Raw genomic sequence first — 14,196 nt, 5'->3', positions numbered from 1 at the left:
TTAGATCCTGAACATGAGAAAAGCCCTTATCTCCCTCCTGCTTTCGCTGCCCTTGGCGGCCGCCCCCGATCTCGACTTCAAGGAGGCATTCGCCGACCCCGCCACCCGGGAGATCGCACTGGCCCGGCTGGTGCCCCAGACCCGCGACTGGTTCTTCCACCACGCCCTGAACCACCAACTGGCCGGCCGCGCCGATGCGTTCCGCCGGACCATGGAAGATTGGAAAGCCGTGGCCGATGCCGAGGACAGCAAGGTCCGCCTCGACGGTTATCAATCCCTTGAGACCCGCGAACTGCTGCTCCGCTACCAGGCCGACCCGCAGAAATCGACCGCCGCCCTGATCAAGCTGCTCGACCTCAAGTTCGAGGACTCCCGTCCGGACGCCCAGGCCGACCAGAAGCTTCCCGACCGCCTCGATCCCGCCCGGATCAGCGCCGCCGCCTTCGAGCAAGTGGCCGCCGACCGCTCGAATCTCCAGCCCTACCGCGGCTATTCCCAGGAGCGCATGCTCAGGGAGTTGGACCACGTCGGAACCTTCGACGGCACCAAGACCCGCTACTTCCTCGAAAACCTCAGACGAGCCGATCATCCGGGAGTCGTTCCGCTGATCCTGCGATCGCTCGATGCCAACGTCGTCAAGCCACGCATCGCGTTCGGGACCTTGCCGATCCACAATTTGCTCACCCGCCCCCAACTCGATGAACTGCTCGCCGCCCACCCCTGGCTCGCCAGCTACCGGAGCTTCGCGACCCGCTACATGGAGACCCTGCTCCCCGGGGCCGAAACCGACCTGGCCCTCGATCTCCCCGCCCATGCCGCCCACCTCGCCGCTTGCAAGGACCTGGTCGTGCAACGCGGCTTCGGTGACCCGTCGATCGCGGCGCACGTCCTCTACCACCACCTCTCCTTGCAGCGCGCGCTCGGTCAGTTCCCGCTGGACGACTTCCGCGCCTACCTCGCCCTGCCCCGCGCCACCCACACCCTGCTACGGGTCGCGAAACTCCCGGACGACCAGCCGACCGTGGACCTCAGCCGTGACCTGCGGCCCGCAACCGCCTGTCCGCCGGTCCGCAGCGACAGCCAGCTGATCGAGGACTACCTGCAGCACTTTCTCGCCGCCGCCGACACGCCGGATGCCTTCGGTGAGTATTTCGAGGAGAAATCCCTCCGCCGGCTCCATGCCCGCGCCAAGCTGCTCGCCGGGGCCGATCCCGTCCAATGGGGCGCAGCGCTCGATCCCGCCCAGGTCCTCGCGATGCAGAAGGAAACCCGCATCGCCTTCGCTCCCGGACAGCCGGTCACCCTGCCGGCCGGCGCCGCCGTCCGGATCGCCCTCGACCTCAAAAACACCCCCGACCTGCTGGTCCGGATCTTCGAACTCGATCTGCCCGCATGGATCGAGCGCGAGGGCAGCGAACCACCCGTCGACCTGGATCTCGACGGGCTGGTTCCCCATCACGAACATCGTCTCACCTTTGACAAGCCGCCGCTCGTCCTCCATCGCCAGATCATCGACCTGCCGGAACTCGACGGCCCCGGCGCCTGGATCGTGGAATGCGTGTCCCGTGGCACCGCCTCGCGCGCGCTGGTCCGGAAGGGCCGCTTGGTCCCTTATGTCGAGCACCAGGCCCGCGGCCAGGGAGTGCGGGTGTTCGACGACGCCGGAAACCTGATCCCCGATGCCGAGGTCGCACTCGGCAGTGAAACGTTCCGACCCGGAGAGAACGGCACGATCTTCATCCCCGACAGCCTCTCTTCCTTGCGCTCCCATGGCCTGGTCCGCCACGGCAAGCTCGCCGTCCCGGTGTCGCTTGCGCCCCGCCGCGACGACATCGCACTGCAAGCCCGCTTCCACCTCGATCGCGAACAGCTCCTCGCCGAGCGGCAGGCCAACCTGTCCCTGCGTCTCAAGCTCGCGAGCCACGACCATGAGCTGCCACTGGAGTGGATCGAGAAGCCGTCGTTGGTGATGACCGCCAGCCTCGTCGGCGGGCTCACCACCGAGCGGGTCATCGCGGAGGACCTGAAGCTGTCACCGCGGATGTTCGTTCCCTTCCAGGTCCCCGCCGACACCCTCGCCCTGAAGTTCCGCCTCACCGGCACCGTCACCGCCCGCGACGGCGCCGATCCACTCCCGCTGTCCGCTGAACAAAGCTACTCGCTGAACGGCATCCTCGGCACCGGCCGCATCGCCGCCGCCTTTTTCACCCGCGACGCCGAAGGCCATCGCGTCGAGCTGCGCGGGCGCAACGGCGAGCCGCTCGCCTCCCGTCCGCTGACCGTCGATTTCACTCACCGCGACCACCTCGAAACCATCACCCTCGCCCTCCGCCCCGACGACCGCGGAGTTCTCTCGCTCGGTCCATTGACCGACATCAGCGAGGTCAAGGTCACCGGGTCCGACATTGCTCCCGCCAGCTATCGTCCCGACGAGGATGGCGGCTGGATCGACCTGCCCGATCACCTGCACCTGTCCGTCAATGAAGAGGCGCGCCTGCCCTTGGTGCGCTTCATGGCGGTGCCGGACCGCACCCGGGTCAGCCTGATCGAAACCCGCGACGGGAATCCCCTGCGCGACCACTTCGACAAGCTCGCCGTCGAAAACCGCCGCCTCGTGCTGCGCGGCCTGCCACCCGGCGACTTCACCCTCCGTCTCGACGGCGCTTCCATCCCGGTCCGCGTTTCCGGCGGCATCGATCGCGGCGGCCTGCTGGTTTCCACCGCCCGCATCCTGCCGCGTCACGCACCGTCCATCCCCTTCATTGCGGCCGCCACCGTCGAGGCCGGATCGCTGGTGGTTCGCGTGGAAGGCGCCACGCCCGGGACCCGCGTATCGCTCATCGGCAGCCGTTTCATGCACCCATGGGCCGCGGGCGACGCCCTCCAGCCCTTCGCCCGCCCGGAGCCCGACCTCCTGGTGCCCGGCTTCACCGCCTGCGCCTTCCTCGAGGACAAGCGCCTCGGCGACGAAATGCGCTACATCATCGATCGCCGCGCCGCGAAGACCTTTCCCGGCTCCCTCCTACCTCGACCCGGCCTGTTGGTCAACCGCTGGAGCCAGGACGACATCGTCCAGGCCAAGCAAACCGGCGACCTCGGCGAAGATGGCTCCATGGCCGGCGGTGGCCGCGGCGTCGACCGCCGCCCGCCCCCCAAGGCCAAGCCCGATTCACGACCAGCCGGCACCGATGGCGGCCCGTCCATCGACTTCCTCGCCCATCCCTCGGTGATCCGCTATGACCTCGAGGTCGGTGCCAACGGCCTCGTCCAGGTGCCGGTGATGGATTTCGCCGCCTGCCAGTTCATCGATGTCGTCGCCGCCGACCCCGCGGGCCGCCACCAACTGGTCGTCCCGCTGGCCCGCTCCGAGACCCCGCTGCGCGACCGCCGCCTCGCCCGGCCGCTCGATGCCGGCAAGTATCACGTGGGCACCCGCCGCGCCGCCGCCCTCGCCAAAGGCGCGGAAGCATCGATTGAAAGCGTGATCGACGCCGACTGGCGCGCCTTCACCACCCTCGCCGAGGCCCACCAGTTCCTCTACGGCGTCACCGGCGACCCGCGGATGAACGACTTCCTGCCGCTGCTCGACTGGCCTTCGCTCGATGAACCACGGAAGCTGGCCCTGCTCTCGGAGCACGCCAGCCACGAGCTCCATTTGTTCCTTGCCCGCAAGGACCCCGACTTCTTCGCCAAACACGTCAAACCGCTGCTTGCCGAAAAGCGCGAGCCCACGGTCATCGACGACATCCTGCTCGGCCGCGATCTCGCCCCCTACCTCCGCCCCTACGCCTGGCAGCGACTCAACGCCGCCGAAAAGGCCCTGCTCGCCCAAGCCATGCCCGAGGCGAAGGATCGCATCGCCGCCGAATTGAAACAGCGCTGGGAATTCGAAGCCCCGACACCGGAGCAGGAGACGATGCTGTTCACCCAGACCCTGCGCGGCACGGACCTCGCGACAGAGGATTCGCTTGGATTGGCGAGAAAAATGCCCGGCAAAGGATTTGGAACTGCCGAGGACTTCGGTGACGGGTGGGGAACGGCACAAACCGGGCGTTCCAGCCGAATTCTCGAAAAGTTGAATAGCATCATCGTCCCGGTGATCAACTTCGAGGACACGTCGGTTGAGGAAGCAATCGACTTTCTCCGCCTGCGTTCGATCGAGCTTGATGCCAACTCTCTTGATCCCACCGATAAGGGGATGAACTTTGTAATCCGCAAACCTCGCGGAGGCGTTTCTGAAGATGCAGGCCTCGACGCCGATGCCGGTGGCTTGGGAGCCGCTCAGGATCCCGGAAGCTTGCGAATTGATGAGCTGAATTTGCGCAACGTGCCGATTGGAGAGGCGCTGAAGTATATTTGCGACAAGACCAAGCTCCGCTACAAGATCGACGAATACGCGATCACCATCGTGCCAGCCACCGAGACCGACGAGGATCTCTTCACCCGTAGCTTCCGGGTTCCGCCGGACTTCTTGTCAAAGCTCGCCGGGGGAGCCGCTTGGGCAGACCCAAACGACCCCTTCGCCCCGGACGAGGGATCCACCCTCCCCGTTCCGCACAAGAGCGAGGTTGAATTGCTCAAGGACAACGGGGTGAAGTTTCCGGAAGGTTCTTCGGCAAAGTACTTCCGCGGGAGCAGCACCCTGCTCGTCAGGAATACCCCGACAAACCTGGATTTGATCGAGCAAATCACGGGCGTGCTCGAGAGTCGGCTACCCGGCGTTCCCGAAGACACAGGTGATCCTTTTGCGCAGAGTTCAGCCTACGGACTGGACTCGCAGGCACCTTCCCCGGCCATGGAACCGGCCGCCGATCCCTTCATGGATCCCTTCGCCGGCAAACCCCGTTCCCGGCCCTCATGGAGTTCCGAACGCGACCAGACCCGGCTCTGGCGGGAGTCGAACTACTACAAACACCGGGGCGACACCGGCGAGAAGTTCATTCCCCTCAACCGCTTCTGGCTCGACCTCGCGGCGTGGGATGGCAAGGGCGGCTTCCTTTCACCCCACTTCAATGCCTGCACGCACAACGCCAACGAGGCCTTGTTCTGCCTGGCGATGCTTGACCTGCCCTTCGCCGCCGCCCGGCCGGAGACCCGCGTCGATGGCGCGACCCTGCGGGTGAAGGCGCGCGAACCGATGCTCCTGTTCTACAAGGACACCCGGGAAACCGGCAAGGTCGCGCCCGATGCGCCGGTGCTGGTGCGCCAGACCTTCCACCGCCTCGACGACCGCTTCCGCACCGAAGACGGCCGCAAGATCGAGAACAGCATCACCGGCGATTTCCTCGCCGGGGTGCCCTACGGCGCCTCGCTGGTCGTCACCAACCCGACCGGCGCCGGCCGCCGGATCGACGTGCTGGCACAGATCCCCGCCGGATCGATTCCCCTCGATGGCATGGCCGCCACCGCATCGACCACCCACGAACTGGAGCCCTACGGCGTGCTGAACCTCCGCCTCGCCTTCTACTTCCCGGCAGCCGGTGAGTTCGCGCTTTACCCACTGCAAGTCTCGGAGGGCGACCTGGTGCTGGCCCGCACCCCCGTCCGCACCCTGAAAGCCACCGCCGAAGCCCCGCCGGTCGATGCCGCCTCGTGGCCCGCCCTTGCGCGTGATGGCAGCAGCGAACAGGTGCTCGAGCGTCTCCGCAGCGCCAGCTTGCAAGGTCTCGACTTCAAGCTGATCCGCTGGCGGCTAAAAGACGGCAGCTTTTTCCACGAGGTCGCCCAGGTCCTCCGCGAGCGCCTCGTCTACTCGCCCGACGTCGCTTCGTATGGCTTCCTCCATGGCTCGGTCCCGGCAATGCGGGATTATCTGGAGGATTCACTGAAGATGGACGCCGTATTGCCTGAGCAAATCAAACTGGAACTGGGAGACTGGCTCGACAGCCCGCTGCTTGAGGTCCGTCCAGTGGAGCATCGCGGCTGGGAGACCCTGGAGTTCGATCCGCTGGTCAACCCGCGCGCCCACCGCTTCGCCGACAAGGAAAGGCTGACCCACGAGGAGGCGAAGAGCCACTACGAGCGCTTCCTCGACAACCTCGCGTGGAAGCCTGCACTCGGCGAAGACGACCGCCTGGCCCTCACCTACCACCTGCTGCTGCAAGACCGCGTTGAAGAAGCGCTGGCCCACTTCGACGCGATCAAACCGGAACTCCTCGGCGGACGGCTCGCCTACGACTACGTCACCGCGGTGGTCGATTTCTACCGCTCCAGGCCGGAGGACGCGCGGGCCATCGCTCGTCGCCACGACTCGCTGCCGCCGGGGCTGTGGAAGAGCCGCTTCGAGGCGGTGATCCTCCAGGCGGACGAGATCGTCGCCCTGCAACAACCGCGCGCGGTCGAACCGGAGAAGCCGGAGGAAGAAGCCCCCTCGCTCGACCTCGCCCTTGCCACCGACGGCAAGCTGATGGTGAAGCACCATCGCCTCGATCGGGCGACCTTGCAGTTGTTCAGCGTCGATCTGGAAGTGATGTTCTCCAAGGACCCCTTCCTGTCGGGCGAAGCGACTTCGCTACCCGGCATCATGGCGAACGACACCCGCGAGGTGCCGCTTCCTGCTGAGGAAGAAGAGACCGGCGTCGAACTGCCCGAAGGTTTCCGCCAGGGCAATGTCCTGGTAGCCGCCCGGTCCGGCGGGACCCGGGTGCTCAAGGTGCTCGACAGCCGGGCCCTGGAAACCGTCCGCCAGCCGCTCGACCGGACCATCCAGGTCTACGACAGCGCCAGCCGCCTGCCCTTGCCGCGGAGCTACGTGAAAGTCTACGTCCAGGGCCCCGATGGCAGCGCGGAGTTCCACAAGGACGGCTACACCGACCTGCGCGGGAAGTTCGACTACCTCAGCCACACCGGCAGCGAGCTCGGCGAAATCCGCAAGGTCGCCGTTCTCATCAGCCATCCCGAGAAGGGCTCGCGGGTGGAAGTGTTCGACCTCTAACGACTTTGGCAGGAGCGCCGGGTCGCGATCGAACCGGCGCTCTCTTCTTGCTAGCCTCAGCGCTCCAGCAGCACCTCCGACCCGAGCACCACGAGGTCGATGCTGCCCTTCAGCGTCTTGTTTAGGAACGGCGTGTTCTGACTCTTCGACTTCATGAACTCGGGGGTAAAGGTGGTGGAACCCTCGGGATCGAAGAGAATGAACTCGGCGGCCTTCCCCTCCTCGACCGGCACCGGTTCGAGTCCCATCAGCCGCCGCGGTTCGGCGGAGTAGCGCTTGACCAGGATGTCCCAGGTCAGGTCACCGGACACCACGAAGCGGTCGAACATCGACACCAGCGCGGTTTCCAGTCCGGTGATGCCGTTGGGCGCGGTGGTGAAGTCCTGCGCCTTCTCGAAAGCCGTGTGCGGCGCGTGATCGGTCGCCAGCAGGTCGAAGACCCCGTCGCGGAATGCCTCCAGCAAGGCCGCGTTGTCCTCCGCCGTGCGCAGCGGCGGGTTCATCTTGTAGTGGGTGTCGTATTCCCCGATGTCCTCGTCGCGGAACATCAGGTGATGGGGCGCCACCTCGCAGGTCACCTTGACGTCGCCACGCTGCTTCCACCAGCGGATCGTTTCCATGCCGAGCTTGCTGGAAACATGCTGGATGTGGATGTGCGCGCCGGTCGCGTGGGCGAGCCGGATATCGCGGTCGATCATGATTTCTTCCGCGCAGGCGGGGCTCCCCTTGATGCCGAGCCGGTAGGCGACCGGGCCGTCGTTGAGCGCGCGCGGGCCGGCGAGCTCGTGGACCTCGCAATGGCTGGCAAAGAACATGCCGAACTCGCTGGCATACTGCATCGCCCGGTAGAGCACCGCGGCGTCGCCGATCCCGTCGCCGTCGTCGGTAAGCATTTTCACCCCCAGCCCGCGCATCCCGTCGATGCCCGCGAGTTCCTTGCCGGCGCGGTCCTTGGTGATGCAGCCGGAGGTGTAGACGGGAATCCGGGACACCGCCTTCGACTTGTCGAGCACCGCCTTGACCACGGTCGCGGAATCGATCGCCGGGGAGGTGTTGGGCATCATCACCACGCCGGTGATGCCGCCGTTGATCGCCGCCTCGGTGCCGCTGGCGATGTCTTCCTTGGCCTCGAAGCCGGGCTCGCGGAAGTGCACGTGGGCGTCGAACATCGCCGGCATCAAAAGCCGGTTGCGGCCGCCAATGACCCTTTCGCCCCCGGTCGCCGCCAGATCCTTGCCGATCGCGGCGATTACCCCGTTCTCCACCCGCACGTCCGCCTCGCGGAAATCGGGAGAATCTTCGGATACCACGCGGACCTGGCGGATCAAGAGCACATCGGACATGCCGGCTTCATGCCATCCCGCCGCGGGTCCGTCCAGTGTCGTGCGAGACCGTCAGGCGGTCAGCGCGACATTGTCGCCGCGGATCGGGGTGATCCGGTCCGGCCGCACCTCGGCGTCGAGAGCGGCCATGAACTCGTCGTGGCGGATGAGTTCCATGCGGCCGTCGTGGTGCTCGACGATGGCGGTGAGGCTTTCCACCCAGTCGCCGGAATTGAGGTAGCGCACGGTGCCGACCTGCTTGTCCTCGGGCGTGTGGATGTGGCCGCAGATGATGCCGTCGCAGTCCTTCCTGCGGGCGAATTCTTGGAGTTGCTGTTCGTACTCACCGACGAAGTTCACGGCGGACTTCACGCGTGCCTTGATCGCCTTGCTAACCGAGTAGTAATCCTTCCCGCGCCAGGCGCGGTAGTGGTTGTAGAGGCGGTTCACCTTGAGCAGGGCGTCGTAACCGACGGCACCGAGCACCGCGAGCCACTTGTGGTTGGTCGAGACGCTGTCAAACCCGTCGCCGTGGATGACGAGGTAGCGCTTGCCGTCGGCCCCCTTGTGGATGTGCTCCTTGACGAACTGCAGCTTCCCGAAAGCCAGCGGCAGGAAGCGCTCGAGGATGTCGTCGTGGTTGCCGCGGAGATAGACGACCGAGGTGTCGTCCTTTTCCATCTTCTTCAGGACGGTGCGGATGAAGCGGCTGTGGCGGTTGCGCCATTTGCCGCCGCGGCGCAGGGCCCAGCCGTCGATGATGTCGCCGTTGAGGACCAGCTTGTCGCAGCGCGTGTGCTTGAGGAAGTCAATGACCTCGTGGACCTTTGCATCCGGCGTGCCGAGGTGGACGTCGGAGATGAAAATCGTCCGGTAGCTGCGCTTCAGGCGCTTGCTCTTCTCCTTGATGCTGAGGGTGATCGGGCCCCGCGCCTCGCAGGCCTCGCGGAGGTGGCTTTCGAATGCCTCGACCACCTGGTCCCAGCCCAGCTCCTCGGCAGCGGCGCGCGCGTTCGCACGGAACGAATCGTCGCGCCAACGCGCCAGTGCAGCGAAGCACTCCCCGAGGTAGGCATCCTGATCGCCCTTCGGCACTTTCAAGCCGGTGCGGTCGTGGGCGACGTGGCGGGCGGACGCCGCGTAGTCGTGACTGACCGTGATCAAGCCGCTCGCCATGCCTTCAAGGAGCACGTTGCCGAAGGTTTCGGTCTCGCTCGGGAAAAGCAGGATGTCCGCCGAGGCGTAGTGGCGGGCCAGATCGTCGCCGATACGGACGCCGGCGAAATGGACGAAGGCGTGATCGTTCGCGAGCTTCTCGCGCAGCGGCCCGTCGCCAACGACCACGCAGCGGAGGTCCGGCACCCGCTCGCGCATCTTGCGCAGGCACTCCATCGCGAACGGCAGGTTCTTTTCCGCGGCGACGCGGCCGACGATGATCGCCACCGGCGACTCGCCCCGGGCACCCCACTCGGCCCGAAGGGCGCTGTCGCGCTTGGCAGGATGGAACAGCCCGGTGTCGACCCCGCGGCCGAGCAGGCGGACGTTCTCGAAGCCCTCGCGGGCCAGCATGTCGACGACGTCCGAGGTCGGTGCCATCGTCAGGTCGGCGCGATTGTGGATCTTGCGGAGGTAGGCCATCGCCGCCGGCTGCAGCCCGCCGAGGCGGTACTGCTCCATGTACTGGTGGAAATTGGTGTGAAACCCGGCGGCCACCGGGATCTCGAGGGCATTGGCGGTCTTGATCGCGGAGCTTCCGAGCGGGCTCTCGGTCGCGACGTAGATCGCATCCGGCCGGCGCTTCATCCAGCGCTTGCGCAGCTTGAAACTGCCGGGCAGGCCGACCCGGACTTCCTTGTATCCCGGCAGCGGCACGGAGGCCGTGATGGTCTCGCCCTTGCCCCCACCCTCACCGGTGCGGATGACATGGACCAGATGTCCCTTGCGGCGAAGCCCGTCGCAAAGCCGCCCCAGGGTCATGGCCACGCCGTTGACGTCGGGAGCGAAGGTGTCGGTGACAATGTCAATTCTCATGAATAGTCAGGAGTTTCAAACAGTCTGCACCTTGCATGTAGCACGTCCCCACGGGAGCCATGCTTGCTTTCGCGTGGCGAAATCGACACGAAACGTCATCCGGACGACCAAGAGTCGTCCGGGGAGATTGGGACACCGGGACCACACCCCGGGGAATCCGCCGCTACCGCGGAAGCATCACTGCCAGCGCCAATCGATCACCACCTCGATGTCCGGGTGGAGGCTGTGGTGCACCGGACAACCCAAGCCGGTGCTTTCGAGCAAGCGTCGTTCGGGATGATCGGCCGGAAGCGGCACGTCGATATCCACCTCGAGCTTCGCGATGCGCCGCGGGGTGACCGTGGTCATGTGCTTGCGCACCGCCACCTTCATGCCCTCGAGGGCGATTCCCTTCCGCTTGGCGACGATCCCCATGACGGTGCTCATGCAGACGCCGAGCGACGTCGCGGTGAGGTCGGTCGGCGAGAAGGCCTCGCCGCGGCCGTTGTTGTCGACCGGCGCATCGGTTTCCAAGGTGGCACCCGAGGGGCCGTGGGTTGCGGTGCAATGCAGGTCGCCGGTGTATTCGATTTTGATCTCAACCATCGTCTTCGGGAGCTTCGTCGTCAGCAGGGATTTCCGCGTTGGCATCGACTTTGGCAAGCACGACCCGGAAGCCGTAATAGCGGTCGCGGAAATCGGGCGGCTTGTTGTTGCGGAAGCCAACGTAGAGATTCTGTGGCTGGTAGGTGTTCCAGCCGCCTCCCCGCAACACCCCCGAGGTGGACTTCGGGGTGTAATTCTCGGCCACCCACTCGTGGACATTACCGCAGATGTCGAAGAGCCCGAGCTCGTTCGGCCGGAACGATCCCACCGGTGCCGTGGTCTCGAAACCGTCGTCGTAGCCCTCGATGATCCGGGTCGACGGGAAGCCGGGCAAGCGGGCGGCGGACGCATCGGCGAGATTCCCGACCTTCACCCCGTCGAGCCCGGGCGGCCAGGCGGAGCCCCAGAGGAAGATTTCCTTTTTCTGGGTGTCACGCTTGCCCGGGGAAATGCCCTTGGGCTCCTTGATCCCCGCCATCAGGCTCCACTCATAGTCGGTCGGAAGCCGGTATTCGTGGATCCGCGTCAGGCGCTCCTGCTGGCGTTCCACTCCGGTCAGCCATTTACAGAATGCCTCGGCATCGTCCCGGGACACGAACACCGCCGGATGATCGGGGCCCTGGGTCATGTCGGTGATCGGGGTTGGAGCAATGTCGTTGGCGCGGAGGTAGGTTTCGTGGTCTTTGACCCGCGTCTCCCAGACCGAGGCCATGAGATCCTGATCGATCGGGACAAACTTCATCCCGAGTCCGTTTTCCCACGGCCGGTCCATCACCACGCTGTGGTTGAGCTCGAGCTTGAGCAGCAGCTCCAGGGTCTCGCTCGGCTTCACCGTGACCTTGCGGGTAAGCGGTTTGTAGCCCTCCAGCAGAACCAGCAGCTCGCTTTCTCCGGGCCGCATGCCCTCGATGGTCAGCGGCCCGTTGGTGCGTCCGACCGCGCTGTTGATCGTGGCGTCGGGGACTTTCACGAACACTTCCGCCCCTGAGGGTTCCGTGGTCAGCACGATCCGTCCGAACGGGATGGGACGAACGAAACAACGGAACGGCCGCAGCCCTTCCTTGCGGGCCCGCTCGCTCATGCCCGGATTCGCAAAAGCCACGTCCATCAGCGGCAAGGCCTCGTGGTCCTCGGTGAGGTAGCCCTTCTCCATGCCAGAGGTCGCCAGCCACCAGCAAAACGCCTGCGCCTCCCCCTCGCTGGTGAGCGCGAGCTTCCGCTTCTCGCCGCTTTCCTCGACCTCGACAAACTCGGCGACGTCGGCCGGCCTCTCCTTGGCGCTGCGATATTGCTCCCACTCTGCCTCCCCAACCGAGCGCACGCTTTCGTGACCGTCGCCGATCGGCCGGTATTGCTGGCGGAGTTGATCCGACCACGGCTCGTTTGGCTGCGGCGGCGCGTAGATTTTCATCTCGGCTTCCAGCAACAGCGGTTCGTCGGCGGCCGATGCGGGCACCTCGGCATAGAGATCCGCGGGCTCGTAGCCGTCCTTCACGATCCGGAAGTTCAAGCGTTCCCCGACCTTCACGGGAATCAGGTCGGTCGGTGTGGTACCGATCCGGTTCCCTTCGGCATCGAGCACATCCGCCCCCTCGGGCCGGCTGTTGACCTTGATCAGGGCATCGACCGGGATGGCCGGACCGATCAAGGGCCCGACCGGCGGTGCCTCCTCGAAGCGGCCCCAGGGACTGCCCTTGAAAACCTCCCACGCGCCGGCGAGCAGGACGGTGCCGGTCAGGATGGTGGCAAGGAAGGCCCGGATCGGCCGCCGTCGGCGCCGCCGCCCGTCCTGCAAGCGCCGGAGCGCATCCGCCAGATCGGACGCGGTCGAGATGTTGCGCCTCGACAGCTGGGGCTCGCAGGCATCGCAGATGATCTGGTTCAGCGCCAGCCAGCGCTTGCGCTCGGGCTTGGGCGGCAGATCGTCCGGCAGTTCGGGGAAATCCATCCGGTCCTTGCCGGTGGCGATTTCGTAAAGGACCTTGCCGAGGCTGTAGACGTCCGCCTGGGCCGAGCCCGGCCCCTCCGGCGGGACGAAGCCTTCGGTGCCGACGAAGGTGCGCTGGCCGCGGGTGGCCACCAGTCCGATGTCCGCGAGCTTGGCCTTGCCGCCGACGAAGATGACATTCGCCGGCTTCACGTCGCGGTGGGCCAGACCATTGTCGTGGAGATGGCGGAGCGCTTCCGCCAGCCGCACCCCGACGTCGATGCAGAAATCCGTATCGAGCCGTTGCCCGGGAGTGCGCTTCAGGTCGGACCGGAGCGTCCGCGCCTCGTACTCCACCGGATTGATCTCGCGACCCGTCAGGACGTCGTCGCCGAGCTCCATCACATAGTAATAGAACGCGTTGCCGTCCACGCTCCGGCCGACGTGGAGGATGTTCACCATCCCCGGGTGGTCGCGGGAGATGGGCTCGAACTTCAGGATGCCCTCGAACTCCCGCTCGAAGCTCCTTTCGTCGTCGAAATCCTCGCGCCAAAGCACCTTGACCGCCCGCAAGGCCCCGGTGACCCCGCGGGCCAGCCAAACCTCGCCATAGGCCCCGCCGCCAACTTTCCGCAGGACCTCGTGGTCGGGGATGACTGGATCCGGGCGCGGATTAGTCGTCGACATCCTCTTCCAGACGGGCGAGCTCTTTTTTCAAAACCGCACCCACGCGGTGCTTCGCGAGATAAACCTGCGCCATGCTGACATTGAGGTGATCCTGCACCTTCTTGGCGTCCCACTGGCGAACGACGTAGCAGTCGAAAATCTGATATTGCTTGGGTGAAACCTGCGCCTTCACTTTCGCCAAAGCGGCGTCGGCGACGTTCTTTTTCCATTCAACGTCCCACAAGCGCTCGAGCAGATCCCCTTTGGGGTCCTCGAAGCGATCGATCACCGCCGTCTTGCGGTCGTCCATCCACTCCCCGCCCGCCATCGCGGTGTCCTTCTTGCGCTTCCGGAACTGGTCGTTGATCCGCCAGCGGGTCATGTTCATCAGCCAGGTCTTGAAGGAGCCCTGAGCCGGATCGTAGAGCTTCTTCTTGCTCTGCTTGGCGATCGAAAGAACCGTCTCCTGCACGCAGTCGTGTGCTTCATCCGGACGCAGACCGGCCTTGATCGCCACAGCGTAAATCAGCCGCCAATAGGTCTGGTAGAATTCGTCCCAGGTTTTCTGGTCCTCCCAATTGTCCAGCCTCGCGATCAAGCTCTTGCGGGTCTTCTCGTAAGCTCCCGCCAAGGCCTTGTCGCGCTCCCGGTCGTATTCCTTCTCTTCCTCTTGGTCGGACATCGGCCTCCCCTTACCACACTCGGGCAAGGGTGTCTTTCACGGAGTTCGC

6 protein-coding genes are annotated in these 14,196 nt (G+C 65.5%); 1 reads left to right on the top strand and 5 read right to left on the bottom strand.

Features of this window, described 5'->3' with window-relative positions; genetic code table 11:
- Window positions 1–13: 13 nt before the first annotated feature.
- The gene (locus IG178_RS17945) at window positions 14–6,934 is read left to right on the top strand and encodes a hypothetical protein (RefSeq protein WP_193213955.1); all 6,921 of its coding nucleotides are present in this window, start codon (window positions 14–16) and stop codon (window positions 6,932–6,934) included.
- Window positions 6,935–6,990: 56 nt separating this feature from the next.
- Here IG178_RS17945 and IG178_RS17940 read toward each other — a convergent pair whose 3' ends face one another.
- From IG178_RS17940 to IG178_RS17920, 5 genes are all read right to left on the bottom strand, one after another.
- Window positions 6,991–8,277, bottom strand: coding sequence for a dihydroorotase (locus IG178_RS17940; RefSeq protein WP_193213954.1), 1,287 nt, complete (start codon window positions 8,275–8,277; stop codon window positions 6,991–6,993).
- 51 nt (window positions 8,278–8,328) lie between these two features.
- Entirely contained in the window at window positions 8,329–10,287 is a 1,959-nt protein-coding gene (locus IG178_RS17935) for a glycosyltransferase (RefSeq protein WP_193213953.1), read from the bottom strand.
- 177 nt (window positions 10,288–10,464) lie between these two features.
- The gene (locus IG178_RS17930) at window positions 10,465–10,872 is read right to left on the bottom strand and encodes an OsmC family protein (RefSeq protein WP_193213952.1); all 408 of its coding nucleotides are present in this window, start codon (window positions 10,870–10,872) and stop codon (window positions 10,465–10,467) included.
- The gene (locus IG178_RS17925) at window positions 10,865–13,486 is read right to left on the bottom strand and encodes an SUMF1/EgtB/PvdO family nonheme iron enzyme (RefSeq protein WP_193213951.1); all 2,622 of its coding nucleotides are present in this window, start codon (window positions 13,484–13,486) and stop codon (window positions 10,865–10,867) included. Before IG178_RS17925 ends, IG178_RS17930 begins: the two co-directional genes overlap by 8 nt.
- Window positions 13,473–14,147, bottom strand: a complete 675-nt coding sequence (locus tag IG178_RS17920; RefSeq protein WP_193213950.1) for an RNA polymerase sigma factor — start codon at window positions 14,145–14,147, stop codon at window positions 13,473–13,475. Before IG178_RS17920 ends, IG178_RS17925 begins: the two co-directional genes overlap by 14 nt.
- Window positions 14,148–14,196 lie beyond the last annotated feature (49 nt).

Origin of the sequence: Neoluteolibacter marinus (assembly GCF_014904755.1) — a bacterium.
GTDB lineage: Bacteria > Verrucomicrobiota > Verrucomicrobiia > Verrucomicrobiales > Akkermansiaceae > Haloferula > Haloferula marina.
The sequence above is the reverse complement of the archived record's forward strand: the minus strand, read 5'-3'. Positions and strand labels throughout refer to the sequence as shown.

What these genes read in the sequence shown, in the direction of transcription:
- IG178_RS17920 (WP_193213950.1), bottom strand. Translation starts at nt 14,147, where the DNA reads ATGTCCGACCAAGAGGAAGAGAAGGAATACGACCGGGAGCGCGACAAG.
- IG178_RS17940 (WP_193213954.1), bottom strand. Translation starts at nt 8,277, where the DNA reads ATGTCCGATGTGCTCTTGATCCGCCAGGTCCGCGTGGTATCCGAAGAT.
- IG178_RS17925 (WP_193213951.1), bottom strand. Translation starts at nt 13,486, where the DNA reads ATGTCGACGACTAATCCGCGCCCGGATCCAGTCATCCCCGACCACGAG.
- IG178_RS17935 (WP_193213953.1), bottom strand. Translation starts at nt 10,287, where the DNA reads ATGAGAATTGACATTGTCACCGACACCTTCGCTCCCGACGTCAACGGC.
- IG178_RS17945 (WP_193213955.1), top strand. Translation starts at nt 14, where the DNA reads ATGAGAAAAGCCCTTATCTCCCTCCTGCTTTCGCTGCCCTTGGCGGCC.
- IG178_RS17930 (WP_193213952.1), bottom strand. Translation starts at nt 10,872, where the DNA reads ATGGTTGAGATCAAAATCGAATACACCGGCGACCTGCATTGCACCGCA.